The sequence below is a fragment of the Legionella pneumophila subsp. pneumophila str. Philadelphia 1 genome, assembly GCF_000008485.1.
Classification (GTDB): Bacteria; Pseudomonadota; Gammaproteobacteria; order Legionellales; family Legionellaceae; genus Legionella; species Legionella pneumophila.
The window spans coordinates 3,325,902-3,350,957 of the sequence record NC_002942.5; the positions used below are offsets into that span (position 1 = coordinate 3,325,902).

Genomic DNA, 25,056 nt, shown 5'->3' on the forward strand with positions numbered 1-25,056 from the left:
TTACATTTTTAGCTTATAATTTCCATCGTCTATGAACCCACCACCATTGCTCCGGATATTCCAAAATTAATTTTTCAAGCATTTGATTATAGCGAAGAGTATTTCTGTAGATAGCTTGTTCTTTATCGACATGAAATTCCCATTCTATTTCTGGATGAAATTTAATAACGTGCTTGCCGTTGTGTAGCCTATAGCCGGATACGGGGACTACTGGTGTTTGATGTTTATGGGCAAAAAAGGCCAAACTTCGGTATGTCCCAGCATGAAGGCCAAAAAACTCGACAGCGATTCCTGATTTATTTTCCAATTTCGCATGCTGATCGAGTGTAAAAAGTACTAATTCCTTGTTTCTTAAGGCTTGATTTATTTTTTTTGGCGCACTAATGCTGCTGGTAATTGTTAATCCATAGCGTATCATCCTATTAAACAATATTGATTCCAGCCATTTTATTTTAATGGGTCGTCTGATGATATTAAATTGCCCATATTGAGGCATCAGGCGAGAAAAACCTAAAGTATAAGCTAATTCCCAATTACCTAAATGACCAGTGAGCAGAAAAACCCCTTTATTCTGACTCACAGCGCTTTCCAAATGCTCTAAACCATGAATCTCTATCTTATTAGTCAATCCTTTAGAACTTGCCCAACCCATCCAAATGAGTTCTTTTAAATTAGATGCGACATGAGAGTAAAACGCTTTGGCTAATCTTGTTTTTTCAGCAGGAGTCGCTGAATTTTTAAAAACGAGGTCGATATTACTCAATACAATTTGCTTACGAAGAGGCAAAATCCAGTAAAAAAGAAGCCCTGCAAAAGTCACTCGGAGTTTGGACAAATAGTGGTTAGTCATTATTTTTCCAACGTTTGTATGACCATAACCATTGCTCAGGGTAAGGCAATAACATCTCTTCCAATCTTTTATTATAAAGCTGAGTGTTTTCGACAAGAGTTTGTTTATAATCCGGATAAACAACCGGTTTTATTTCCGGATAAATATGTACTACATGTTGTTTTTTATTGGTACGATAAAAAGTGATTGATAACACACATGAATCATAAAGACTTGCTAAATAGGCCAAACTGAGATTAGTCTCCGTTTTCCGTCCTAAAAAATCGGTTTTTATCTTATTTTTAATTTTCGAAGAAGGGCAAACATCGAAAGGGAAAAAGACAATGGCCTTGTTTTTCAAAACCCTGCGAGTCTGACTCACCGCATTTTTATGACTGACTATTTTAAATCCGCAATTTTCAAATCGCCGCAAAAAAATGGAATCCAAAAAAGCAAAACGCAAATTTTTGCGGATACAATAAAAATCAAAATTTCTGCCATCAAATTTATCAAGAAAAAATAACGGTGCAAACTCCCAGTTACCAAAGTGTCCCGTCAATACTAAAACCCCTTTTCCCTTGCTTAGAGCGTTCTCTAAATGCTCAATACCAATGATTTTGACACGCTTTTCCAAAGTTTTTTTACTCAGCAGCGAGTATAAAATAATTTCTTTGATGCTTGTTAGCATGTGGGAATAATAGGCCATGCATAAACGTTTTTTTTCGGCTGGTGATAGGGAGAATTGAAAAACGCGATCGATATTTTTTTTTGCATTACTTCTTTTGTAAGAAGAGAAAAAATAGACGCAGCGTCCCAACCAAGTCAAGGGAAGAGAATTTAAATCACGTTTCAGCTCGAACATAAAAAGAAAACTACCCTGTGTTTTGCCTAAGCACTATTCCTGACTATGAAGCCTGGTTTAGACAGGCAGTCTACAATCTAATCATTTTAAAGTAAACAGAACTTACTGATACTGACTAACTCCTGCGAATACGTTATTTGTAGCTGGATATCATTGAAGTTGTCCTTTATAATCCAGAGCGAACAAATACAATATTCAAAGATCAGGGAGTAGATACATAGATGAATAAAAAAAGCATTTTATTGATGAGCATGCTCTTGGTAAGTCCACTTAGCATGAGTGGCACAGTAGGAGAGGCGCAACAAGATGGTAAGAGATTTGTTTTTAGTGCTTCAGCAATTTATGGCTCGTTAAGTGACGGCACCTTGGATACCAGGGAATATGCTGATACCATAAAGTCTTCCGGGCTAATTAGCTCTGGCTTGTTTAATGTGGATTCCCGTTGGGGGTATTCATTAAGTGCCGGATATCTTTTTGGGCCCGAATTCAGCTATGATTTGGTATTAAGCTACACCAATATAAAAAATCACGGCTCCAGCATAACTGTCAACTCTGCACAGGGTGATCTCATGGACAACAGGCTAAGCCTGATTCTTAAAGATTTTTCAGGACTGCAAATGATTGGCCCTGCCCTTGCTGCGGTAAATTCTGATTATGATTATCAAACCGCGGATTTAATTACTCATAGGACTGTTCCAAGCAAATTTGCCAAACAGCTCCATTATACTCGCTATTACGGGGCAAAAGCCGCAGAAATAGTAAAAGAATTTACCGCTCGTTATAGTGGTGAATCTCGTTTTGGCTTCACCCTTCCCCCTGCAATACAGCCCCTTGCGGACAATATTAATTTTCATGCGAAATATAAAGGGATTGGCCCTAAAGCGGGAGCAGGAGTCTATTGGGATGTTAATCGATTTATTACTGTAGGCGGGGATATTTCTTTCTCTGTATTGGCTGGTAATAGCAAAAGTCATTGGAACGAAAGGGTTGAAATAACCGGGGCTCAACCAATTTTGGATTTCCCCAATACGGGCGGCCGTTACGCTTATTTCCTTAATCATCCTTCCTCGCTATGGGTTTCTCCAGTTCTAGGAGCCAATTTGGTGGTGGCCTCTCATTTCAATTTGAATAATGACAGTGTAATTGGTGTTGAGGGCGGAATCGGCTCTGAGCAATACTGGTCGATGAATGAAGGGGAAAGGTATGGTCTGTCAAATGGTGGTAACAGGATAAATATTAGCGAGCGTTTTGCGGTACGTAATGTATTTATAAAAGCAAGTTATATTGTTTAGTTCAGACATAACCTGACACGACTTGCGATGAGCGCAAGTCGTGTGACTGAGTGCTTTCCCTCTATATCAAATCATTTTCCCAGAACAGATTTAAGAGTAGTATAGAGCACGTTGTAACCAGCATTTAATTTATAGTTGTAGTGGAGGTGAACCATGCAAATGAGTCAGTTGGATCATGTTCATGCGGTTAACAATTTATATATGCTCTCCCATCAAATTCATCCTACAGCTATCGTATCAGCCAACGCCAGAATTGGACGAGATGTGGTTGTAGGTCCATATTCAATTGTTGAAGACAATGTCAGCATTGGACAAGGAACCGTCATTGGTTCTCATGTGTCGATAAAGTCCTGGACAGAAATAGGTGAATATAATCAGATTGAAACGGGAGCAATCATTGGAGCAATCCCGCAGGATCTGAAGTTCAGCGGAGAAAACAGCACCGCCATAATCGGTAATAATAACATTATTCGCGAATACGTTACGATCAGTAGAGGAACATCTGGGGGAGGAGGAATTACTCGAATAGGAAACAACAATGTCATAATGACTTCCGCCCATATAGCCCATGATGTTCAGATGGGTAATCATAATATCATCTCCAATGCGGTAGCCGTAGCCGGGCATGTAATCATTGACGATTGGGTAACCATAGGCGGTTTATGCGGCATACACCAATTCGTACAATTAGGACGGATGAGTATGATTGGTTCTCAAACCAGAATTACAAAAGACGTACTGCCTTTCACGTTGGTTTGCGGAAACCCAGCCAAGCGTTTTGGTATTAACATTGAAAGATTGCAACGAAATGGATACAGTTCTGTCGCAAGAATGCAAATTCAACGAGCCTACAAGATACTTTTTCATGATGGTCATCTTTTGACAAATGCCATTGAAATACTCAAGCGTGAATTCATAGACAATAATGATGTGGCTTATATTCTCAAGTTTCTTGAAAATTCCAAACGCAGCTTTTATCGCTAATTTTTTAGAGTGTGTATGTCAAATTACCAATTTACAAAACCTGCAGGACCATTTCGTTTATTCGAATTAGCTAAGATTTCTGGTGCTACACTGTATGAAGGTAAAGGAGAAACCTTTACAGTTTCTGGTTTGGCAAAACTTTCAGAAGCCACAAGCAATGATTTGGTAATGCTGCATCAAAAAAAATACGTCAAAGAATTAAAGCATACAGCTGCTCGTGTTTGTATCATCGGGCCAGACTATGTGAAATATGCCCCTGATAGCATGTATTTACTGGTGCACCCCAATCCCTACAAAGCATTTGCTTTGATTGCTCAAGCGTTTTATCCTTCTGAAAAACCACCCGGTTTCATTGCCACTTCGGCAATGATTGAGTCGAGCGCTATTATTGGCGTGGATTGTTTTATTGCTCATGGGGCTTATATTGGCAATCAGGTTAAAATTGGCAACAGATGCAAAATTGGAGTGAATACTTATATTGGCGATACTGTAACCATAGGCGATGATTGTCTTATAGAAGACAACGTCAGCATTAGGCATGCTGTTATAGGGAATAACGTGGTCATTTATTCCGGTGCTCGTATAGGCCAGGATGGTTTTGGCTTTGCCAGTGATGCGAATGGCCATTATAAAATTCCCCATGCGGGTGGTGTCATTATTGGCAATGATGTTGAAATCGGGGCTAATACCTGCATTGACCGAGGCTCTCTGGATAATACGGTGATTGAAGATTGGTGTCGTCTGGATAATCTTGTGCAGATTGGGCATAATGTCAAGATTGGTAAAGGCTCTGTCCTAGTGGCTCAAGTTGGAATCGCCGGCAGTACAGAGCTTGGTGAACATGTCACTTTGGCAGGACAAGTTGGCGTGATTGGACACTTGAAGATCGGTAAAGGCGCCACTGTTTTAGCCAGCGCTAAAGTCTATAAAAATGTGAAATCCGGAGACAGGGTCGGCGGCCACCCAGCGGTATCAATTAGTGATTGGCAAAAACAAATCCGATTTTTAAAAACAGCGATTAAGTCAAAGAAGTCCCCAAAATCCTGAGGATAGATAAAGCCGCTTTCTCATTAGCATTTTGCCTTAATGTGCAGTGAATATCAGTAAATTGTTTAATTAGTTCGTTTTGATTGGATGAGTCGAGTAAATTCAGAACTGATTCTGTAATGCTATCAACATTCGCTTTTTCCTGAACAAATTCAGGGATTAATTTTTTACCAGCCAATAAATTAGGCAACGCAATATAGGGAACTTTTACTTGCGGCGCGATAATCGCATGAGTAAGTATACCCCATTTAAAGGCAACCACCATGGGTCGTTTTAAAAGCATCGCCTCAAGTGTTGCTGTTCCGGATTTTGTTAAAACAACGTCAGAGATAGCCATGGCCTCACGAGCATTCCCTTGAATAATCTGAATTTTTAAGTGGCCATACTCGGCATGGAGTTGTTTAAAAAAAACTGGATACAAATCCTGACACGCAATCGGTACTATGAAATGCACATGAGGCCTCTCCACAGCAATTCTTTGCATTACTTCCAAAAACAAGGGCCCCATGTATTTGATTTCACCTACCCGACTACCCGGTAATACTGCCAGAATGGTGTCATCAGAATGGTAGTTATATTTTTTACGCAAAGTAGAACAACTTGGGTTTATTTCGATTAAATCAGCTAAAGGATGACCAATAAATTGTGCCGATACCCCATGTTGTCGATAAAATGCTTCTTCAAATGGAAATAGGGTTAATACTAAATCAACTGCCTTTTTTATTAAATGCACCCGTTTTTGTCGCCATGCCCAAACTTTGGGGCTCACCAGATGAATGGTTTTAATATGCTGTTTTTTTAACCGTGCTTCAACGGATAAATTAAAGTCAGGGTAATCAATCCCAATGAATACATCTGGTGGATTAATTGTCCATTCCCTCAATAACCTTTCTCTTATTAAATACAGTTGAGGATATCGTCGCAGAACATCACTGATTCCCATCACAGAAAGCTCGGAGATATCAATCAGGGAATGGAAGCCTTCCTTGAGCATTTGAGGACCACCGACCCCCATGAATTCTACGTTGGTTAAATGCTGTTTCAGCTCACGAATTACCCCTGCTCCCAGTAAATCTCCAGATAGTTCGCCGGCAACCATCGCAATTCGGGTCGGTCTTTTCATAGTCAAATTGCACCAATATAAAATTTAAATGACTTGATGTTAGCCTAAACTAATAACCATAGCCAAGCAGTATTAATTCCGCAAACGCACAGATTGCCAATTGAGTGTCAGAAAACGCTTTACAAATAATTTTTCAGCCTGGCAAAAATGTCTGCCTGGGCAAGTCCTCTTGGCAAAGATCATCTAGATCTCATTGTAAAATACCATAGCCGGGCGAGGGGCATTGTATATTTTAAGTTGTCTGACTAATTTTAAATTATTCTTGAATACGTCCCAATGAAAATCAAATAGATGAAATATCAGAGCAGTGTAGTTATTTGCAAGGAGACATTGAATCTTATCTTTACCGAAGAGTTCTCTTTCCTCTGCCAAATCAGGTTTTATAATAACCAGTTTTTCAAGCACTATTGGTGTGCTGCAATGTTGATTAGGCTTTAAATCAATATGATGCTTGGATCTTCCATTATAAGAATAGAGTGACTCCAAAGATAATAAATGTAGGGCTTCTCTACTATCGTTCCATAATTTCAAACGAGGAAATCCCGGCAATACATGAGGGATATCCTGTTTGAACTCTATGGCTGTTATATCATCTGCGGCCAATAAAGCGCCTTGTTTTATATGAAATGCAGCTGCCGTAGATTTTCCTGCCCCGGTATGGCCAGAGATGGCAAAAGCAGGTTGACCTGGGTAGCAAACTGTATTGGCATGCAAAACAAGCAAATTTCTCTGCTGGAGCAGGCAGCCAAAACAGGCACCAGTAAGAAGAATATGAATTGGTGTAGTCAGCTCGACGGATTTAATCTGGTATAAAATTGTACTTCCCTCTTCAATATAAAAGCTCCATTGGTTATCGGTAATCCATAGCTGATTTTTTAAAGACGCGTATTTGTTTCCCAAGCGACTCGCGTTTGTAGGTATATCAGGAATTTCACTGGTTTTACGAATAATGACATCTGGAACACAATAAGAAGTTTGCTCTATTTTTCCAAGTGGAATGTCACTTTGTATGTTCAATTGGTATGCGCGATAGTAAAACATAAACGTCTTTATAAAAAATTGATAAATAATTAATTCATAGCAACCGTAGTGTCTTCAAGAACATTGAAATTTAACGGATACTCCTCTTTTAAATTAAACTTGCCAAAATCGATTATTTCATCCGCATAAACTATGGTACTTTCCCGGTGAGCTATTAAAATGACTGTCATGGTCTGTTTTAAAGCAGCAAGCGACTGCATAATAACAGCCTCGCTTTGGGGATCAAGTGCACTGGTTGCCTCATCGAGAATGAGCAGCGTTGGCGATGACAGTATGGCTCTGGCAATCGCCAGCTTTTGCCGCTCTCCGCCAGATAAATGCACTCCTCTGTCACCAATCATAGTATTCAATCCATTGGGCATAGACCTGACCAGGTTTTCAGCATCAACCAGGGCAAGAACTTTCCATAGCTTCTCTTCATTCACATCATTGTTTAGCCACGTGATGTTATTCCTGATTGAATCATTAAAAAGAAAAATATTTTGAGGAACATAACTAACCCATTTTTTCTTGGAAGTTGCATGTTCCACATCCATTGGAACTACGGACTGGTTAAAGAGAATTGAGCCATCATCCGGCTTCAACAAGCCCAATATTAAATCGACACAGGTGGATTTCCCAACACCAGATGGGCCTTTTATTGCAGTTATTTTATTTCGATGTATGTCAAATGAAACATTTTTTAAAATTGCTTTTTCTCCATAGGAGAAGGAAACTTGCTTTACTTTAATTAATATATCCTTAGGTAATGGTACTCGCGTATGAAAGGGTATCACATTTGATGATTCTTTATTTGATAAAAAATCATTTTTAAGGATTAAATAGTTTCGAAACAAGGGAGAAATATTCAATGCATAAGACATGCTTTGCTGCATCGTTGATATTCTTCTTATGATTTGATTGTAAACAAATAATAAAACAACCAACGTTGGAATTGAAATCTGTAACAGGGAAATGGAAATAAGAAAAATTAAAGTGAACGCGATCGCGCCGATTGCAGTATATCCAAATTTAATTTTCATCTGGTTGCTTAAAAATTTAATGTTATTGTCCATCACCTTGAATGAGATATCACGCTCTTGCTTGAGATATTCATGTGTAAGCTCATGAATTTTAGCTATTTTTATTCCTTCAAGAAAATTTGACAAATTGATTTGCCTGCTTCTGCTCAGATCAAGTTCTTGTTTTCCCATACCAGCAGAATTTGATTTTTTAAAAAAAATTGCTATCGAAATCACAGTAATTAGCGAAATGACTGTTAATCCCGCAGAAAGCATTAAACCAACAATCAAATACACCGAGTTTTTGATTATGTTATTAAATAAACTCAACGTATAAGTCGTTAAAGCAGAGATCTTCATCAACCCAACATTCAATACATACTCAGAATCTTTCAGTTTACTTTTTAGCAGGTATTCCCATCGCGCATTCACCAAGTTTTGGATTAAGCTTTCACGGCAGTATCTCTCAAAATTTTTCATAAATTTTATTTTTGTTAATTCAGCGAGATAATTGGTCATGGAGACTGAGCATATGATGAGGCAATAAACCGATAAGACAAAAGTGATTGGAATTTGGCCATCGTGCATCGGCAATTGTTGCCATAAACTGGATAACCAATTGAGATCAGAGCCGGACTTATTTTGGGCTAGCCAACCACTATAGCTTAACATTGGCACCAATGAGACCACTCCAATACCGCCCAGAAAGCTTGAAAGAATTACCATTGCTTGTGAAAACACAAGCTGGAATGGCGAATATTCATATAAAAACCTGATGAAATCGAGAAAGTCTTTATATTTTCCCGCATATTTTTTATAAAATTCAGCCATAAAACAACACTTAATTTTTTACCCGGTCTAATGCATAAGTACAAAAAATAGTATAACCCACGCCGTTTCCTCCAGTGATATAGTGTTTACCGCACCGCAACCATACGTGCCCTATGACCTCATCTCCTTCTCGCTTCATACCAAAATAAATCGTTGTGGGCATATTTTTGCGACGTAATAGCAAAAATGCTGCAACACTTTGCTGTAAACAGGCACTTTTCCATGGCAACAATCTATTTATTTTAGGAAACAGTTTTTGGCAACATTTTAGCCAATACAAATGGTCGAAGTCTTCATACAAAGTTTCGGCGTGTTTATGCCCAAACGACTTGGCATATCTGTTAAACGGATATAACCAGGTAATGATTCTTGATACTATCAGGTAATAAACAATAAGCACAGCAACATGAACTCGTGTTTTTCCCTTGTCCAATAAAACCAGAAAAAGATGGGCATATCTTATTTTCTTTATTTCAGTCAATTGTATTATCCAATTCTGCTTAAAAACTATGACAGCGAATGATTATAAATTCTTTATCTATGAACAGACTTTGATTAATTTATGTTGAACCATTTGTTGTATAAACGCTTTAATATCATTAAAGCAGGTATCGAAATCAACCTTATATATTTCCATAAGCCCAGAAACAAGTTGGCTCACCGTTTTTTTTGATTCCAGCAAATTCCATATTTTGTAACCTACGGAATTAACTACCAAATAATGACTCGCTTCTTCATCAAGCAGGATCAAGTCCTCATCAACGCTGGAAAAAAACACCAAGTCATAGCGTTCTAATATTGTATTGGTTTTATATTCGAATTGATATTTGTGTTGTTGTAAATGGTTACTCATCGAGATTATCTCCAGTAAGTAATAATCAATACAGATCATTTAGGTAGTTGATAAAAAATGCTGTGCTTAAAGCTGGGACCAAATGCATATTAACGTCTTGAAAATTTCTTGATTGCGGACTAATGGGATGATTAGCAAATAAATCCAAAAGGTATTTTTTAGGATAAATTTCCCAAATGAGAGGGTGTTTCTCTGCAATATCTGCCAAAAGCCTTCCCCAGGCATGACCATATTTATTGAATTGATAGTACCAATCTGCTGCCTGTTCACCGCGATAGGGATTATGGCGGATCTCAGGGGGCACAAGCCCTTCCAGAGCATCTCTCACCAATAAGCGCCTTTTTAATTTAGGCAATCGCCTGATTTCAAAATATTTGTTACCTCCATGATAAACCCATTCAGGAAGATCATAGCAAAACTGGACCAGATCCAGGTTACTTGTTGGGTCAATCACCTCTACCCCAAACCACAAATAGATGGAACGCATGTAACTTCTTGTTTCCAACCTGTTCTTACCTCTCAGGAGAGAATAATGGGGCTCTAAAAAATTTTTTTTCATCTCATTGAGATCAGTACGATTTTTTTTCAGGTTTAGCGAGCCAGATTTTATAAATTGCTTGCCTAATTTCATATGGTATTTTAAAAGATGCCGCGTAAATTTTACACGCTGATTCAGATAGTTGCCCAATGTCACTCCCTTCCATGAAATGGATCCATTCCCCTGTTCACCATTTAAAAGAATCCTGCAGTTTTTGGCTGCTGCCATTTCCAATCCTGCCAATATCCATTCCATATTGAATACCGCTTTGAATGGCTGATCTAAATAAGGATAAAAGACTTGAAGTTTATCAAAAATACTCAAGTCTTCAGAGCTTTGATAAACTATTGTTTCAATATTGTCATAGTAACGGCATGCGCTTTGCACCCGATCTAATTCATGATATTTACATCCTTTCCGATGACTATCGCCCGACAAATATTTAGGAATCGCGGTATATGCCATAAGAGTTTTATTTTCTTTGGCAAGTTGCAAGGCAGCAATCGAAGCAATGGATGAAGAGTCTAAACCACCGCTGTAATGGGCCATGATTTCTGCGTCAGTCCGGATACTTTGTCTGATACTTTGCTGAATCTCATTTCTGAATGCACTATAGTAGTCTTCACGCGATTGGCATTGTCCTGTCTGTTGTGTCTTACGGAGGTCCCAGTATTGTTGCTCTTGTAAATTTTGGTCGCTAACAATCATATATCTGGCAGCCGTCAGTTTTTTAACCGATTTCAGGCAAGTTTCCTGACCTATTTTCTGTTTTGCCGCAAGCTTATGGAAAGCGCCATGATTCACCGCTAAGGAGTCATGAAAAACTTTGAATGTATTGAATGTATTGCTAAATATAAAGTATTTACCAGGCACAAACAGATAGTAACAGCAACAAAAATTAAAATGATCAATGGCAATAAACAGCCGTTTTTTGCGTAAGTCATAAAATACAAGGAAAAAATTCCCTGCTAAATAATTCACACATTTTTCACCCCATTTTAAATATGCACGGGTTGCCAGGTATAAATCCGAATTTTTGGAGCTAACTCCTAACCAATTTGCCAAACTGGAATGATTAGTTAGATAAAGATCGCCGTTGGCAATTACACCCGATTCCTTATCATGATATGGAGCTGTTTGTAAGGCGCATTCGGGAGTAATAAAGCGCTGTGTGCTCGCCGTAGCATAAAAATCATTATAATAAAGTTCGCTATGATCCGCTCTCCAAACCGGGCTATTAAATTTGGCTCGTTCTAATAACTCTCGATCAAATGGTTGCCCGTCAAAACGCAGAACTCCATACAAAGCATTCATGCTATATCCTAAGATAAAAAATAACTACTAATGTTTGTGCTGCTTAATTTCCAACCAGCCAAAAATGTAACTACCGCAACAGCAAAACTAATAAATTCGTTGCCGGTAGTAGCAAGCTCCATTTCTACTCTAAGCTTTTCATTAAATGTAATAAAATTTGTTCGCCATCATACGTAATATTCTTCTTTTCGAGCGATATGTGCTTTTTGAATGGTAAATTAAAGAAATCAGGGCTTTTCTCGTTAAAGAGTTGGGTAGTAAACCTGCATTACCGCTTTCTGTAAACACACTTGGAAATATTCTCTCCGCACAATAAGTCGCCATTTGATACTCTGTCTGTATGGAAAGATTATTAACCAATTCAACAATTCTTCTGCTGTCATCCTGGCTGAGCAAGGTGGAATAACGGGCAAAATCATAAAGCCAGTGCAAAGATTCAAATCCATGATTCGCTCCATGTACAGCGACATACAGATACTCGTCAATAGGGGACAGGGTATAAAATAAATTTTTTCCCCCCACCAAAATCGGCACTTTATTGTTCCAATAAAACTCAAAAGGCTGATTGAATTTATCTTTCCATCTAAACAAACGCCAGTGGAGTTCGATTTTAATACCATATTTTTCAGCCACGTACGAAACATCCTTTAGTACTCGATGTTTCTTTAGCTTATTAACGTCATGTAAGAAACTGTATTTATCCCGAATGATTCCATTTTCAAAAAACACTTCATCTGCCTGTTCCAAGTGCTGGGGAGAAATATATAAATCGATGTCGCATGACTGACGAATCAAAGGGTCTCCAAACAATTTTTGCGAGAGTGGTAGTCCTTTCAGGTGAATAACCGGAATATTGTATTGCTGAAAAAGCTCGTTGATTTTGATGGACAAAAATAATTTCCTAATGGCCCTGTCTCTATTTTCCTTTAAAACGAGCTTAAAGTTAGCGAGTTGAGAAGCAGGAATACCATAGTGCTCCCTTAAAATGGTATAAACCGAATTGGTCAGGCGCATTCTTTGTGCTGTCTTTAGGATTTCAGGTGCTGAAAATGAAGTCAAGGCGGTTTCATTCGTGTTTAAAATATCAATAAGGTTGCCATATTCCATTAATTATCCTAAAGGCTTGATTGCTGGCGAATCTAAAAAATAGAAAAAGGGTAATTTGTACTTTACTTATAAAGAACCCTTTTCTTTTTAACCACCTGAACTGCTGCTTGAGGAAAGGCCGCTTTCACTACTGCCGTCCTGAACGTCAGCTTCCTCAGTGCTAGCGCTAACACTGTCTATTGGTATAGCACAAACCTCAGGCTGCTCCCAATTTAACTTATCCATCATCTACTCCTGTATTTCAGACTACTAAACGGCCGCCATTCTAAAATAATTTTTCAAGGCACGCAAATATCAGAAAAAATAACATTATGGATCTAACCAAAACAAGGAGGAATTTCTCTACTGCCATCTTTGATAACTATCAAGGATCATGGCATTTCATACCTATGAGAAAATCTTTTGAACAAGTTTTAGTTATCCCTCATATAAGTTGATTATGAGGGATAATAAGTAAAACTCTTTTTATTGAATTACCGGGAGTTGGGGTGCAGCGGTTCGCTTTGGCCCAGGAGTAGATTTTTGAGAGGTATCCTTTGACGCATAGCTTTTTTGTTGCGGCTGGGATTGATTGCTAGCGGTGGTTTGTCCTCCACTGGATGGCATGCTATTTTCCTGGTAAGAATACCCTCTTTCTTGAGGGCTTGTCCCGTCAAAATAACATCCTGATACCCCTAAAGCAAAGAGCGCAATGAGGCCATATCTCCATTTTATCGTTTTGTAATTTATCATAATTAAGCTTCCTGCATTCGTTAATTAAACAAAATATCAATTGAAATGAATTATTGTAACTATTTGAAAACACTTTGGATTTTTGCCATTTTTGTAAAACAGATAGAAATCCGTTTTTTGATCTCAATTAATAAGTAATGTTTTTCTGTTTTTACAAAAATAACCAACGCCCACAATAAATATAATGTAAAAAAGGAGAAATAACCATAAAAACGAAGTATCCCTGCATTAATAAGGAGGATATCACAAATATAAACTGCCAAGATGATTTGCATTTCTTTCCAATAAACGCGAGTTATGGATTAATATAGGTCATTATCTTGTATCGTTCGGGCTGACGAGGCATTTAGGCTGTCTTGAAGCCTTGCCTGAAATTTGATGTTTGGTACCAAGGCTTCGAGACGATGCTTACGCATCTCCTCAGCCCAAACGAATACTGGATATCGATTGCTTCTTATATAACCCTTATCTATAACTCCCGTTAATAAGAGAAAATAACTTGATTGTAGAAACCACCATTTTGCTATTTTACCTTATCCGCTTATAATCAACTCATTTCACCATGACAAAGGACTACCATGATTTACCCTAACATCCTGGCCACTATAGGCCATACTCCCGTTGTAAAAATTAACAGGCTTGGAAAAGATCTGGAATGTGAGCTGTATGCCAAATGCGAATTCTTTAATCCTGGCGGCTCCGTAAAAGATCGTATTGGCTATGAAATGGTAGTAAAAGCAGAAAAGGAAGGGAGAATTAAACCGGGAGATACCTTGATCGAGCCTACTTCCGGGAACACCGGCATAGGTATAGCCCTGGCAGGCGCTGTATTAGGCTACAAAGTGATTATTACCATGCCAGAAAAAATGAGCCAGGAAAAGCAATCCGTGCTCGAACGCCTGGGAGCCATCATTTATCGAACGCCAACAGAAGCGGCGTATAATGATCCAGACAGTCATATTTCTCTGGCTAAAAAATTACAAGCTGAAATCCCTAACTCCCATATCCTTGATCAATACGCGAACCCCAATAACCCCAATGCCCATTATTTTGGGACCGCTCAGGAAATTATTGACGACTTCGGAAAAGATTTACATATGGTTGTTGCTGGCGTTGGGACAGGCGGAACAATTACAGGCATTGCCAAACGCCTTAAAGAATTTAACCCTGCCATCAAAATCATTGGAGCAGATCCCGAAGGCTCAATTCTCGGTGGCGGCACAGAAATCAAATCTTATCATGTTGAAGGGATAGGTTATGATTTCTTCCCTGATGTGCTGGATAATACGTTGATTGATGCCTACATAAAAACCAATGATGCGGATTCTTTCCGTACTGCCAGACGCCTCATTAAAGAAGAAGGACTGTTAATTGGCGGCTCATGTGGAGCAGCGATGTGGGCCGCATTGCAAGCAGCCAAATCCTTAAGCAAAGGACAAAAATGTCTGGTGATTTTACCCGACTCTATCCGTAATTACATGTCCAAATTTGCCAATGATGAATGGATGAAAGAAATGGGCTTTCTTTAATTGAAAGCCATAAAAAACTATCGTATTGCTATTTCATCAAAAAATGATCGTTGACAATCCGCTTTGAAAAAATGATCCGGATTGCCAACACACTTTAACCAACAGACATGGATACTGAAGAAGGTCGATTTTCTAAATGATCAAACAATTGATCAACATCGACCTGTCTGGCACTAATCCATCCAGCCAGCGCAGAAGCCAATAACTGATTGACTCCATCCTTGTTTTCACCGGAATAATCAGGAATAACCGGCTTGTCAGAATCTTCTGATAACCTGGAAAAAAATTCTGCTGAGTCAACAACTAAGCCTTTTTCTGAAGGTAAAAACTTGATGTAAAGATTGATCATCCTCTGGGTTGTTATTTCGCCTAATTTAAGCATGGTTAGGAAGTTCTGATGCCATTGTTTATAGGTCTGTAATAATTTTTTATTATCAGACGCAATTAAATCAACCATATCAGCGATAGTATCTTTCCCACTTGTATTGGAGCTTTCTACTGGTTTGGGGGGGCTTACTGCCAATTGCCCTACATAAACAAAATCACCTTTATTTTTCACGGCAGGGAAATACCTGTTATTTTGCTGGACCTGAATGGTTATCCCGGGTTTTGCACTATTCAGATTATCCCCAACATACACTTCACGTTTCCTCAATTCCTTGCCATTTTCCACAACAGATAAAGTGATGTTTGTACCAATTACATGAGAAAGGGCTCTCAAAGCACTGGCTGGGAGAGGAGTAGATGGTTGACGTAACAATGATTTTGGCGTGTCGCGGTCGAATTCAGCAAAGATATCACGATAATTGAGAGGTTTTGCATAAATCTCATCTATAGCCAATTGGCGTAATACATAAGCAAAACATTCGACAATTTCTGACTTCCGTGCCCCATTAATCAACATACTCATGCGTTCGGAGGGGGTCAAATAAGGTTGGCTGGGAATGTATTTTGGAAAATGAAAGTAGAAACGCTCCAGTATTTTTTTCAAAGTATCATCATTAATGCGTGGGGATCTCTTAAAATAATCAATTAAAGCAACTGCAGCCGCATGAAACTGCTCTCCGCCCACATTAATAAAGCTTTGCTGTACTTGCGAACTATTAGTTTCTGCTTTAAAGAACCTAGCTCTTGGCATAATGTTCTCCTATCCCAACTTATATCTTCATTCTAATCAATCCAGATTAAGGAAATATTAACAAAGTTTTTACAGTCTACTGAAACTTTTAACGCAGGGCGTTTCTCTTGACCACATCATTTTTAAACCACCGCTCATTTTCATATAATGCCATTGAGCTTCGATTATTTCTGCAAACCGACAACTCGTCTCAGTGGATTTTAATAATAAAGAAAGTATATGCCGAGTATATTACATTCAAGCATAAATAATGCCAACTTTATGAGGCATGACTATACTGTACCCATCTAGAATTTATGGAACTAATAACGAAAATTGAGTGAGAATTTTAGGCAAAAATTGCCGTTTCCAAAATAAAGTTATGGATATAATATAATATGGAACATCATAATTCTAAATTCACAGCCAAAGAGGCAAGATGCATCAAAGGATATTATTAGCTCTCTTGTATAAACTGATTATTTTGTTTTAGGCAAAGTGCAAACATAGAAACGTTTGCAACGCGGCAATAAAATGAAAAGGATAGATTATGCGAGAGGTCTATTTGAAGATTCTCTGACTATGAATTTAGTAAGGAGAGAGGCATGGAGCATTATCAGGAAGATGACTTGGCTCGCATTAAAGAGTTGCTGAGACATACTGGAGAATTTATTGCCTATTTTGAGTTTGTCGAAGCGAAAATGATGGAATGGCGAGAGGAAATTGAGCAACAGGCTGGGCGAGTTCTACATATCGCTCAATCACTACAAAATGAATTAACTTCAATGCAAAACCTTATTTCTCAATCAGGAGTAACCCATTTTAAAATAAGTGCTGAAAAGGCACTGGCTCAAGGCGAAACACATTTACATTCTTTAGAAAGAACTTGCAATCAATTTACCCAAATCTTCCAACAACAACAAGAAAGGCTCAATGCCCTAACAGAAAACTGCATTGATAGAATCGAAAGGCATACTGGTCAAGCAACTCAAACACTGACTATGCAACTATCTAAATACGATGTTCAACACTTTCATCGCATCGCTAACGAAAGCTGTGACCATGTCGACCGAGTTGCAAACGATGCCATAAACAAAAGCAATAAAATGCTTAATATGCTTCAATTCAAAGTAGGTCTTTTTGCCATGTTAATCACCGTACTCACTGCCTTCGTGATAGTCATTTACCTTAATGATGAAATGCCTTGGGAAATGCATCACCAAGCCATGAGTGAACGCCAGGCTGGTAAAGTTCTTCTTCAAGCATGGCCAAAATTAAGTCAAAAGGAAAAGGCAAAAATCTTGAATGAAGATGGTCTGAAACCAGGATAATACTGTGCTTGATTTCATATCGTCAAAAACGCTTTTTTTATGCCTTATTCTGTTTCTCATTCTTTTTTGGCTTTGTTTTGATAAGGCAAGAAAAGAGTTGCGCATTAACCGATGGCAAAAAAAACTAAATTTAAAGCATCATGCTCAAATTTTTCATCTCCTGTACGGTGATGTTAATGGCTTCATGATTTCCCAACAAGCAAGAAAGAATCGAGATGCAATAGAATATGTGTATGGGGAAATTGAGTTTTTACCGTTCACTGCTTTATTATCAATGGTCAATATTGATCACAATACTGTTTTTTATGATCTTGGCTCTGGAACTGGTAAGGCTGTTGTCGCCTGCGCTATGGTATATCCAGTCCATAAAAGTGTAGGTATCGAATTGTTCCCTAACTTACATCAATGTGCTTGCGAGCGTCTCCAGAAATTGGCGGCTATGGAAGGCTATACAGAGAGCAGCAAAAAAGTCTCATTTATATTGGGTGATTTTCTAACCGTTGATTTATCTGAGGCGACCTTAATATTTATTAATTCAAGTACCTTATTCGGTGCAACCTGGGAAGCCCTTAACACCCGTCTCAATAGCCTGCCACAACTTTCAACCGTCATTACTACTAGCAAAACCTTATCATCCAGTCGTTTTAAATTAGTTACTCGCGCTAAAATACAAATGAGTTGGGGTGTAGTTTTCGCATTCATTCATAAGAAAGAAAACTAATTTTTACTAACCAGCTTGAAAACATTGAATAATTTTTTACCCGAACTATACTTATAAAATCAAATGGGAAATTGTCAGCGCCTGATGTGTCTTGGTAGCAGACATTAGGCCAGTTGCTCAGCTCGTGGAGTTTATTTTAGTATCGGCCACCCGTGTTTCAAGATACAAAGCGAATAGAAACATAGGCAACCAAGCTAAAATAATAGAGGATGCAATCGGTCTATTAAATACGCGACAAAACGAGGTGAGTATATGATTAAATCCGAACTCATTGAACACATCGCTGCTCGAATGACGCATCTTACTGAAAAGCAAGTAGCCGATGGCATCAACAGAATACTTGAATTAATGAGTGAAGCACTTATCCATGGCCAAAGAATAGAAATTCGTGGCTTTGGCAGTTTTTCTCTTCATTACCGACCACCGCGAAATGCTCATAATCCTAAAACGGGTGAAAAAGTAGTAACAGAGGCAAAATACAGTCCTCACTTTAAACCTGGAAAGGAATTACGAGAGCGAGTCAATTCGTCGCGAGCCAAGTTCCCACTTTTGGATAAAGATTAAATTTTATTTTTCATCCTAAGTGCGTGGTAGTGTAACCCCGGTTTGTCCCTGGTACTTTCCGTTTCGATCACGATAAGAAACAGCACAAACCTCATTAGCCTCTAAAAACAGCATTTGAGCAACTCCCTCATACGCATAAATCTTGGCTGGCAAAGTGGTCGTATTGGAGAACTCGAGAGTAACATGCCCCTCCCATTCCGGTTCCAGAGGAGTAACATTCACTATAATCCCGCAACGAGCGTAAGTGGATTTACCTAAGCATATCGTTAATATATTGCGGGGTATACGAAAATATTCGACAGTTCTTGCCAAGGCAAACGAGTTGGGGGGAATAATGCAGACATCAGACTGAACATCTACAAAGCTATTTTCATCAAACGCCTTGGGATCAACAATCGCTGAATTAATATTCGTAAAAATCTTGAATTCATTCGAACAGCGAACATCATACCCATAACTGGAGACGCCATAAGAAATAATCCTACCATTTTGGTTTTCTCGCACTTGACCGGCCTGAAATGGAGAAATCATCCCATGCTCAAGGGCCATTTTCTCTATCCATCTGTCTGATTTGATTGACACGATATTCCTCTTTTCTTAAAAAGATAGATTTCTATCATAAAAGTCAATGAAACGAAAGTTTGTTTTGGGAAATTATACAGAATAAGATGATTGAAACTTCGATAAAAGCCCTCATTTTAAAAAAATACTGATACCACAACCTGTTGTGGAATAAAAAAACTCATCACCATATTCTCATATCCAATGGCAGCACTCTATACACTTAGGTATATTTGGGGCTTATGCCACTGTTCAAGGTCTATTTTTTCTTGCCGGCCATGGAAGTTAATATATCACCTATCTCCATTGGCATAGGGAAAATTATCGTTGAATTGTTATTAACCGCTATAGTGGCTAAAGTTTGCAAATATCTTAGCTGCATTGCCTGGGGTTGCTGGGCTAGTACTTGAGAGGCTTGTAATAACTTTTCCGAAGCTTGCAGCTCTCCCTCCGCATGGATGACTTTCGCTCTCCTGTCTCTTTCCGCTTCAGCCTGTTTGGCTATTGCCCTTATCATACTTTCATCCAAATCCACCTTCTTGATTTCAACATTTGAAACTTTGATTCCCCAGCTTTCTGTTTGGGCATCAAGAATTTTTTGCACATCACTATTCAGTTGCTCACGTTCAGCCAACATATCATCCAAATCATGTTGACCTAATACTGATCGCAATGTGGTTTGCGCCAATTGGCTGGTTGCTTCAAAATAATTTTCTACCTGGATGATTGCATTTTCAGGAACAACAACGCGAAAATACACCACAGCATTGACGCGTACAGAAACGTTATCTCTTGAGATAACATCTTGACTGGGTACATCCATGACTATGGTTCGCAAATCAACACGTACCACTTGTTGAATAATTGGGATAATGATTATCAATCCCGGACCTTTAACGCGCCAAAACCGACCCAGCATAAAAACCACCCCACGCTCATATTCCCGAAATACCTTGAACATTGAAGCCAGTAGCAAGCCTATCGCTACCAGTAATATAACCAGAAATGGTCCCATCTCATTCTCCTTAATCCCTTTCATTCAACATGGAATAACCAACTAATAAACCGACTGATCTTCCTCCACTTCCAACAATAATCCTGATGCTCGCGTGACTTTAACACTTTTATTTGCCGCAATGGGCGAGCTTGAATGGACATTCCAAATCTCTCCCTTAATTACAGCCTGGCCTTCCAGATTAATGTCTCCTAACGCTCTGCCTTTTGCACCCACCAACGTTTCCAGGCCATGTCTTATTTTTTGGTTTCGAGATTTAATTAACATCCCCAGAACCAAAACAAAAATCAATATATTCAGAACTGCCATAGCCCAAATTGCTGACCACGCTATCTGAAAAGCCAGGTGCTCCGTGTTCATCAGCATAATGGAACCCAAAATAAAAGAAACAGTTCCTCCTACACCTAACGCTCCAAAACTTGGGGTAAATGCCTCGGCTATGACAAATAAAATACCTAAAATAATCAAGCCCAAACCCGCGTAGTTTATAGGCAACAGCTGCAGCGCATACAGCGCAAAAAGCATTGAAACTGCGCCAACCACTCCAGGTAAAACATAACCTGGATTCACCAATTCAAAGAAAATTCCATAAATTCCAAGTAGCAATAATAAATAAGCCACTGTAGGGTTGGTAATGACTGATAGAAAGCGGGTTCTCCAATCTGGATTGATTACTTGAATGTCAGGGCTTTCGGTATTAATAGTTATTGTCTTGTTATTTTGACTGACTTTTATTCCATGGATTTGAGACAATAAATCATCTCTATTTTTTGCAATATAATTGACCACTCCCTTGCTGAGGGCTTCATTCGCTGTTATGGATTTACCTTCTGTCACTGCCTTTTCAGCAAAATCAGGATCGCGTCCTCTTAGTTGAGCAAGTGACCTTATTGTAGCGACAGCATCATGAGTTACCTTATTTTCCATGGTTGATTTTTTTTTCTCATCTTTTTCACCTTCACTGAATCCTGTGCCAAGGCTGACAGGACTTGCAGCCCCCATTTGAGTGCCAGGTGCCATAGCCGCTATTGTACTCGCATACATTAAATAAGTTCCTGCACTCGCAGCCCTTGCTCCAGTAGGACTTACATAAGTCACTATGGGCACATCAGAAAGTAAAAATAACTGAATGATATTTCGTGTTGAATCATATAAACCACCTGGTGTATCGATTAAAATCACTATCAAATCAGCATCTTGAGCGCTTTTAATACCTCTTTCCATATAATCTACTGTAGCAGGCCCAATTGGTCCTTTTATATTCAATTCTACAATTTTTGCTGCAAATGAAGTTTGCAATCCAATCAAAAGGAACAAGGTAAGGAATATAAAAATACAGCTTGTTTGCATTAATTTACTCAGTCCCTTTTCACACGTTACTGAGGCTGGGGATTGTTTTGTTGCAACAGAATCTGAATCCTCATGAACTGAATCAGATAGTCTTCTTTTGAATATCATTCCTTGCAAAATTCTTTTTACCACAGCCAATTTGCAGAAAAAATTATTGAGTTTGTGCAGTCCCTCTTGCCTGACGCAATCCCGATGCATTTTTACATCCCTTTAAGAGGTAGTTATAAAATAAAAGATAGCACAGGTTGAAAAAAACAAAGGGGCTGGTCACGTCAATTCAGTATTATCAAAGTGAGTTGAACTGGGCAGGATACTTACCCCGCATCCGGTGTAAGCAGCCCCCTAAACACATCAGCTTGTAACCGATTGAATTGTTACAAGCCTGCTATTTGAATGGAAATAATTTAGAAATAAACACCAATTTGGGCTGAAACAGTATCGGCAGATTTTCCTGTACCCAAAGTCGGAAGATTAACAAAACCTTGAGGTGCAGCACCATTAGCGAACTGAGTAAGTCCATAATCAATATCATGCCTGTACTCAATACTCTCGACTGTGTCTTTCCAAATGGAAATGTTAAACACTCCGACATAGCGTCGTTTAGGTAGATTCAGTGCTAATGCTTCTTTTGTCCACTGATAACCAACTCCTATGGAGGCTGGTCTGTTAAAAGCCATAAAAGTCATACCGAGTTCTGCTTGGGCAGCTTGGGGTCTGGCACCTTGGCCATTAAAACTTAAATCCTGGGGTCTAAAACTTTGTATGGCACCAACCCATTCCAAAGTCAGATTATAACGATCATACCCTACGTGACCGTGGACATCAGCTGCTTTTGTTTTTCGAACGTTTTCATTACCGTTTGTTATGGAGCCAAAACCACCAAACGTTGTTCCTACGTTGGCGCCTGTGCTTTGCATACCGCCGGCATCTGCAATAGAGCTAATGAAACCGCCCCCTACCTCACCATTGATGTCATTATCAAATCCGAAAATATACCCTAAATTAACGCCTCCGACTCCTGAGCGACCCAATGTGGTATCACTTCTGTAGCCATAGACAGCGCCAAAAGGACCGGTATCAGCCTGAGACTTATAGCCAAAAATGACAGGCCTTGTTTTGGTCCTTGCTAAATTCATTGTCACAGGGGAACTGACCATTGCACTGGAATAACGGCCAAAAGGAACATAGACTTGTCCTGCTGTAAAATACAACGGGCTCTTATCCAAATTACCAATGTTCACGAATCCCATATTCAAATTAAATGCCGAGTTATTAACCCGCGGGCCAATTGCGGGAGGGCTTTCATCATAGGCAATTGCAATATAAGCTTCGACATTTTCATTCAATGCAGCAGCAACGTCCAGCTCACTTGAGCCTAGCGTGATATCACCATCCGTATTAGTTGATCGAAATGGATTATTAAATGTCGCTGCTGGTTCTGCCTTACCACTTAATGAAATAATTGGCATATTAGGGATAGGGTAGCCTATTTTTTGGTAGGCTCTGTATAAACGGCGTCGCTGCTGCATTAAACGTACATCTCGGTTAATACTGGAAATGTTTACTATATAATCAGAGCCATCAAACGCAGGCCGGTCTCCTAGGAATGGCGAGCTTACTACAGGAGTCCCTGCTATATAAGTAACCACTCGGTTATCGGCTATCAATGCTGTTGGATAAAAGCTTATTGACTCTGGGTGGGCATCAGGCGCATGGACTTCGACTTTGGATGAGTGATATTTTTCTTCTATTGCAGCCCCTGATTTAACCGTCGGCTTACTCTGTGGTTCTGCAGGCTTTGCGGCGGCCTGTTGCTCGTGCTTTTGCTGAGAGCTTTTATGATTTGCTAATTGTTTTTGTAATCGGTTGAGTTGGGCTTGTAAATCTTCTGCTTGATGCTGTAATCGTTGAATTTCACTTTTCAGTTGTTGATCTTGATCCGCATATAATGGCGATGATAAACAAGCGAGGGCCAAAATAATTTTTTTAAACTTCATGCGGGGTACTCCTGTTTATTATTTTTACATCCTAAACGGATAGCCACCGGATTATAGCGCGGCAATTACTGGCTGGCTATAGGATCACTCCGCTAAAATTTAAAATAAATTGATTTATTTGTATGCATTTATAGTTTATTGTCTATACATCAATAAATTAGGGGTTTAGTTGGTTAAACTTAGAATGGATTACCGTGATTATATTTTTTGTTAAAGAATTTTTTTCAAGATTTTTAAGCAGTATTTTAAAGCAATGCGTTCGTCGATGACGAACGCATTTAAGTAAAGGACTTCGTTTAGGCATTACCAATATATTTTGCGCCAATATATGGTCCATAGAGTCCATAATCACTATTGGTTACTGGGTTTGCCATGTTTTGCAGGAATTGTGTATGCAGGGCATTAAAATAGTTCATTACCTGATAACCACCCTCAAGATTTAATACTCCTTGGGCCATATTGTAAGCATAATTTAATCCAAGCTTAGCTTCCAGACTGGGAACTATCGTTCTTTTATTTGCATAGATGGATCGCACTACTGCGCCAGAAGAGCCTGTAGGCAATGCAACATAGCCGATGTTGTATTTACCCTTACCGTATAGAACTGAAGCCGCTCCATTCGCAGTGACACTCAATGCATTGGTTAGGGCATAGGCATAATCGATTCCTACAACAGGTCCTACCCCTTTATAATCAGTATTATCGAATAGGTTGACTCCGCCTAGCTGAGGAAACGCACCAAAATAATAGTTCGTATTATCAATTTCAATATTGGCGTACTGTAAACCACCATAGAATCGCATATCCTTCACCAAGCCAAAATCAGCATGTTGCCCCATCACCAGGTTCACTTGCTCAAATCTGTTTTTGTATATTGCGCTAAATAACCGTGGGAACGCTAATGCAGGCGGCAATGGAGGGATATCAATTCGCCCGACAAGACCGCTAGGATTTGCAAAATCACTGTAGTGAATCCATGTAAGAGTCACATCATTACCAGTATTAAAGTGATAAGAACCCTCTAATCGGTATCCCCAATCCCAACCCTGATCATCATCATATCTTGTAGGGGCTACGTGAACTTGTCTATAAGCCATATCGGCATCATAAACTGGTTTTAGATAGAGTGCCTGCACACCTAAATCCCAACGTTTTGCTTCACAGGGAACAGTGACATTACCAGGCGTACAAACAGGTCCCATAGTTCCTGCCAATGCATAACCACTTGCAGCCAATCCCAATAGGGCTAAACTTGTCTTTTTCAACATATGGACTCCATTTCAAAAAAAAAGCCCATCATTTTGGTGATGGGCTCAA

24 protein-coding genes are annotated in these 25,056 nt (G+C 39.1%); 7 read left to right on the forward strand and 17 right to left on the reverse strand.

Annotated elements, in window-relative coordinates:
* Positions 1-13: 13 nt before the first annotated feature.
* Complete coding sequence (locus LPG_RS14860) at positions 14-850, reverse strand: lysophospholipid acyltransferase family protein (RefSeq protein ID WP_010948625.1); 837 nt, start codon at positions 848-850, stop codon at positions 14-16.
* Complete coding sequence (locus LPG_RS14865; protein ID WP_010948626.1) at positions 843-1,691, reverse strand: lysophospholipid acyltransferase family protein; 849 nt, start codon at positions 1,689-1,691, stop codon at positions 843-845. Before LPG_RS14865 ends, LPG_RS14860 begins: the two co-directional genes overlap by 8 nt.
* A 221-nt stretch (positions 1,692-1,912) precedes the next feature.
* Between LPG_RS14865 and LPG_RS14870 the strand changes: the two genes are divergently transcribed.
* The 3 genes from LPG_RS14870 (at position 1,913) to lpxD (ending at position 5,014) form a co-directional block, all read left to right on the forward strand.
* Complete coding sequence (locus LPG_RS14870; protein WP_010948627.1) at positions 1,913-2,983, forward strand: Lpg1974 family pore-forming outer membrane protein; 1,071 nt, start codon at positions 1,913-1,915, stop codon at positions 2,981-2,983.
* 153 nt (positions 2,984-3,136) lie between these two features.
* Positions 3,137-3,967: an acyl-ACP--UDP-N-acetylglucosamine O-acyltransferase gene (gene lpxA / locus LPG_RS14875; protein WP_010948628.1), complete on the forward strand. Its 831-nt coding sequence runs from the start codon at positions 3,137-3,139 to the stop codon at positions 3,965-3,967.
* Positions 3,968-3,982: 15 nt separating this feature from the next.
* Positions 3,983-5,014 (forward strand): UDP-3-O-(3-hydroxymyristoyl)glucosamine N-acyltransferase, encoded by a 1,032-nt coding sequence (lpxD, locus tag LPG_RS14880; protein ID WP_015443878.1) that lies wholly within the window; start codon positions 3,983-3,985, stop codon positions 5,012-5,014.
* Here lpxD and lpxB read toward each other — a convergent pair.
* The 9 genes from lpxB to LPG_RS14925 all read right to left on the reverse strand — a co-directional run bounded on the left by lpxB (position 4,986) and on the right by LPG_RS14925 (position 13,554).
* Positions 4,986-6,137, reverse strand: coding sequence for a lipid-A-disaccharide synthase (lpxB, locus tag LPG_RS14885; RefSeq protein WP_015443877.1), 1,152 nt, complete (start codon positions 6,135-6,137; stop codon positions 4,986-4,988). The two genes, lpxD and lpxB, sit on opposite strands and share 29 nt — an antisense overlap.
* 183 nt (positions 6,138-6,320) lie before the next feature.
* Entirely contained in the window at positions 6,321-7,178 is an 858-nt protein-coding gene (locus LPG_RS14890) for a hypothetical protein (protein ID WP_010948631.1), read from the reverse strand.
* 29 nt (positions 7,179-7,207) lie between these two features.
* Entirely contained in the window at positions 7,208-9,010 is a 1,803-nt protein-coding gene (locus tag LPG_RS14895) for an ABC transporter ATP-binding protein (RefSeq protein WP_010948632.1), read from the reverse strand.
* A 10-nt stretch (positions 9,011-9,020) separates the two neighbouring features.
* Positions 9,021-9,491: a lasso peptide biosynthesis B2 protein gene (locus LPG_RS14900; RefSeq protein WP_014327030.1), complete on the reverse strand. Its 471-nt coding sequence runs from the start codon at positions 9,489-9,491 to the stop codon at positions 9,021-9,023.
* Positions 9,492-9,548: 57 nt separating this feature from the next.
* The gene (locus LPG_RS14905; protein ID WP_010948633.1) at positions 9,549-9,863 is read right to left on the reverse strand and encodes a PqqD family protein; all 315 of its coding nucleotides are present in this window, start codon (positions 9,861-9,863) and stop codon (positions 9,549-9,551) included.
* A gap of 25 nt (positions 9,864-9,888) precedes the next feature.
* Entirely contained in the window at positions 9,889-11,715 is a 1,827-nt protein-coding gene (locus tag LPG_RS14910; protein WP_010948634.1) for an asparagine synthetase B family protein, read from the reverse strand.
* Between the two features lie 141 nt (positions 11,716-11,856).
* Entirely contained in the window at positions 11,857-12,822 is a 966-nt protein-coding gene (locus LPG_RS14915) for a nucleotidyltransferase domain-containing protein (protein WP_010948635.1), read from the reverse strand.
* Between the two features lie 87 nt (positions 12,823-12,909).
* On the reverse strand, positions 12,910-13,047 hold the full coding sequence (locus tag LPG_RS14920) for a hypothetical protein (protein ID WP_015443875.1): 138 nt from the start codon (positions 13,045-13,047) through the stop codon (positions 12,910-12,912).
* Between the two features lie 240 nt (positions 13,048-13,287).
* Positions 13,288-13,554 (reverse strand): hypothetical protein, encoded by a 267-nt coding sequence (locus LPG_RS14925; protein WP_014327031.1) that lies wholly within the window; start codon positions 13,552-13,554, stop codon positions 13,288-13,290.
* A 578-nt stretch (positions 13,555-14,132) separates the two neighbouring features.
* Here LPG_RS14925 and LPG_RS14930 point away from each other — a divergent pair.
* Entirely contained in the window at positions 14,133-15,083 is a 951-nt protein-coding gene (locus LPG_RS14930) for a pyridoxal-phosphate dependent enzyme (RefSeq protein ID WP_010948636.1), read from the forward strand.
* Between the two features lie 94 nt (positions 15,084-15,177).
* On the opposite strand, the gene LPG_RS14935 is transcribed toward LPG_RS14930, so the two are convergent.
* Entirely contained in the window at positions 15,178-16,221 is a 1,044-nt protein-coding gene (locus LPG_RS14935; RefSeq protein WP_010948637.1) for a hypothetical protein, read from the reverse strand.
* Between the two features lie 584 nt (positions 16,222-16,805).
* Between LPG_RS14935 and LPG_RS14940 the strand changes: the two genes are divergently transcribed.
* From LPG_RS14940 to LPG_RS14950, 3 genes are all read left to right on the forward strand, one after another.
* On the forward strand, positions 16,806-17,531 hold the full coding sequence (locus LPG_RS14940; RefSeq protein WP_010948638.1) for a hypothetical protein: 726 nt from the start codon (positions 16,806-16,808) through the stop codon (positions 17,529-17,531).
* A gap of 4 nt (positions 17,532-17,535) precedes the next feature.
* Positions 17,536-18,252 (forward strand): methyltransferase, encoded by a 717-nt coding sequence (locus LPG_RS14945; protein ID WP_010948639.1) that lies wholly within the window; start codon positions 17,536-17,538, stop codon positions 18,250-18,252.
* Positions 18,253-18,504: 252 nt separating this feature from the next.
* Positions 18,505-18,816, forward strand: a complete 312-nt coding sequence (locus LPG_RS14950) for an integration host factor subunit beta (RefSeq protein WP_010948640.1) — start codon at positions 18,505-18,507, stop codon at positions 18,814-18,816.
* A gap of 15 nt (positions 18,817-18,831) precedes the next feature.
* On the opposite strand, the gene dcd is transcribed toward LPG_RS14950, so the two are convergent.
* The 5 genes from dcd to LPG_RS14975 all read right to left on the reverse strand — a co-directional run bounded on the left by dcd (position 18,832) and on the right by LPG_RS14975 (position 25,007).
* Positions 18,832-19,398 carry a dCTP deaminase gene (gene dcd / locus LPG_RS14955; RefSeq protein ID WP_010948641.1) on the reverse strand — a complete coding sequence of 189 codons (567 nt, stop codon included), beginning with the start codon at positions 19,396-19,398 and terminating at the stop codon, positions 18,832-18,834.
* A gap of 238 nt (positions 19,399-19,636) precedes the next feature.
* Positions 19,637-20,392, reverse strand: coding sequence for a slipin family protein (locus LPG_RS14960; RefSeq protein WP_011216798.1), 756 nt, complete (start codon positions 20,390-20,392; stop codon positions 19,637-19,639).
* A 42-nt stretch (positions 20,393-20,434) separates the two neighbouring features.
* Positions 20,435-21,940 carry an NfeD family protein gene (locus LPG_RS14965; protein WP_010948643.1) on the reverse strand — a complete coding sequence of 502 codons (1,506 nt, stop codon included), beginning with the start codon at positions 21,938-21,940 and terminating at the stop codon, positions 20,435-20,437.
* A gap of 206 nt (positions 21,941-22,146) precedes the next feature.
* On the reverse strand, positions 22,147-23,739 hold the full coding sequence (locus LPG_RS14970; RefSeq protein ID WP_010948644.1) for a FlxA-like family protein: 1,593 nt from the start codon (positions 23,737-23,739) through the stop codon (positions 22,147-22,149).
* Between the two features lie 296 nt (positions 23,740-24,035).
* The gene (locus LPG_RS14975) at positions 24,036-25,007 is read right to left on the reverse strand and encodes an Lpg1974 family pore-forming outer membrane protein (protein WP_010948645.1); all 972 of its coding nucleotides are present in this window, start codon (positions 25,005-25,007) and stop codon (positions 24,036-24,038) included.
* Between the last annotated feature and the right edge of the window lie 49 nt (positions 25,008-25,056).

Bases quoted from the DNA above. Each gene is read 5' to 3' on its own strand.
- LPG_RS14860 (WP_010948625.1), bottom strand. From the start codon at position 850: ATGACTAACCACTATTTGTCCAAACTCCGAGTGACTTTTGCAGGGCTT.
- LPG_RS14865 (WP_010948626.1), bottom strand. From the start codon at position 1,691: ATGTTCGAGCTGAAACGTGATTTAAATTCTCTTCCCTTGACTTGGTTG.
- LPG_RS14870 (WP_010948627.1), top strand. From the start codon at position 1,913: ATGAATAAAAAAAGCATTTTATTGATGAGCATGCTCTTGGTAAGTCCA.
- lpxA (WP_010948628.1), top strand. From the start codon at position 3,137: ATGCAAATGAGTCAGTTGGATCATGTTCATGCGGTTAACAATTTATAT.
- lpxD (WP_015443878.1), top strand. From the start codon at position 3,983: ATGTCAAATTACCAATTTACAAAACCTGCAGGACCATTTCGTTTATTC.
- lpxB (WP_015443877.1), bottom strand. From the start codon at position 6,137: ATGAAAAGACCGACCCGAATTGCGATGGTTGCCGGCGAACTATCTGGA.
- LPG_RS14890 (WP_010948631.1), bottom strand. From the start codon at position 7,178: ATGTTTTACTATCGCGCATACCAATTGAACATACAAAGTGACATTCCA.
- LPG_RS14895 (WP_010948632.1), bottom strand. From the start codon at position 9,010: ATGGCTGAATTTTATAAAAAATATGCGGGAAAATATAAAGACTTTCTC.
- LPG_RS14905 (WP_010948633.1), bottom strand. From the start codon at position 9,863: ATGAGTAACCATTTACAACAACACAAATATCAATTCGAATATAAAACC.
- LPG_RS14910 (WP_010948634.1), bottom strand. From the start codon at position 11,715: ATGAATGCTTTGTATGGAGTTCTGCGTTTTGACGGGCAACCATTTGAT.
- LPG_RS14915 (WP_010948635.1), bottom strand. From the start codon at position 12,822: ATGGAATATGGCAACCTTATTGATATTTTAAACACGAATGAAACCGCC.
- LPG_RS14920 (WP_015443875.1), bottom strand. From the start codon at position 13,047: ATGGATAAGTTAAATTGGGAGCAGCCTGAGGTTTGTGCTATACCAATA.
- LPG_RS14925 (WP_014327031.1), bottom strand. From the start codon at position 13,554: ATGATAAATTACAAAACGATAAAATGGAGATATGGCCTCATTGCGCTC.
- LPG_RS14930 (WP_010948636.1), top strand. From the start codon at position 14,133: ATGATTTACCCTAACATCCTGGCCACTATAGGCCATACTCCCGTTGTA.
- LPG_RS14935 (WP_010948637.1), bottom strand. From the start codon at position 16,221: ATGCCAAGAGCTAGGTTCTTTAAAGCAGAAACTAATAGTTCGCAAGTA.
- LPG_RS14940 (WP_010948638.1), top strand. From the start codon at position 16,806: ATGGAGCATTATCAGGAAGATGACTTGGCTCGCATTAAAGAGTTGCTG.
- LPG_RS14950 (WP_010948640.1), top strand. From the start codon at position 18,505: ATGATTAAATCCGAACTCATTGAACACATCGCTGCTCGAATGACGCAT.
- LPG_RS14960 (WP_011216798.1), bottom strand. From the start codon at position 20,392: ATGGGACCATTTCTGGTTATATTACTGGTAGCGATAGGCTTGCTACTG.
- LPG_RS14965 (WP_010948643.1), bottom strand. From the start codon at position 21,940: ATGCATCGGGATTGCGTCAGGCAAGAGGGACTGCACAAACTCAATAAT.
- LPG_RS14970 (WP_010948644.1), bottom strand. From the start codon at position 23,739: ATGAAGTTTAAAAAAATTATTTTGGCCCTCGCTTGTTTATCATCGCCA.
- LPG_RS14975 (WP_010948645.1), bottom strand. From the start codon at position 25,007: ATGTTGAAAAAGACAAGTTTAGCCCTATTGGGATTGGCTGCAAGTGGT.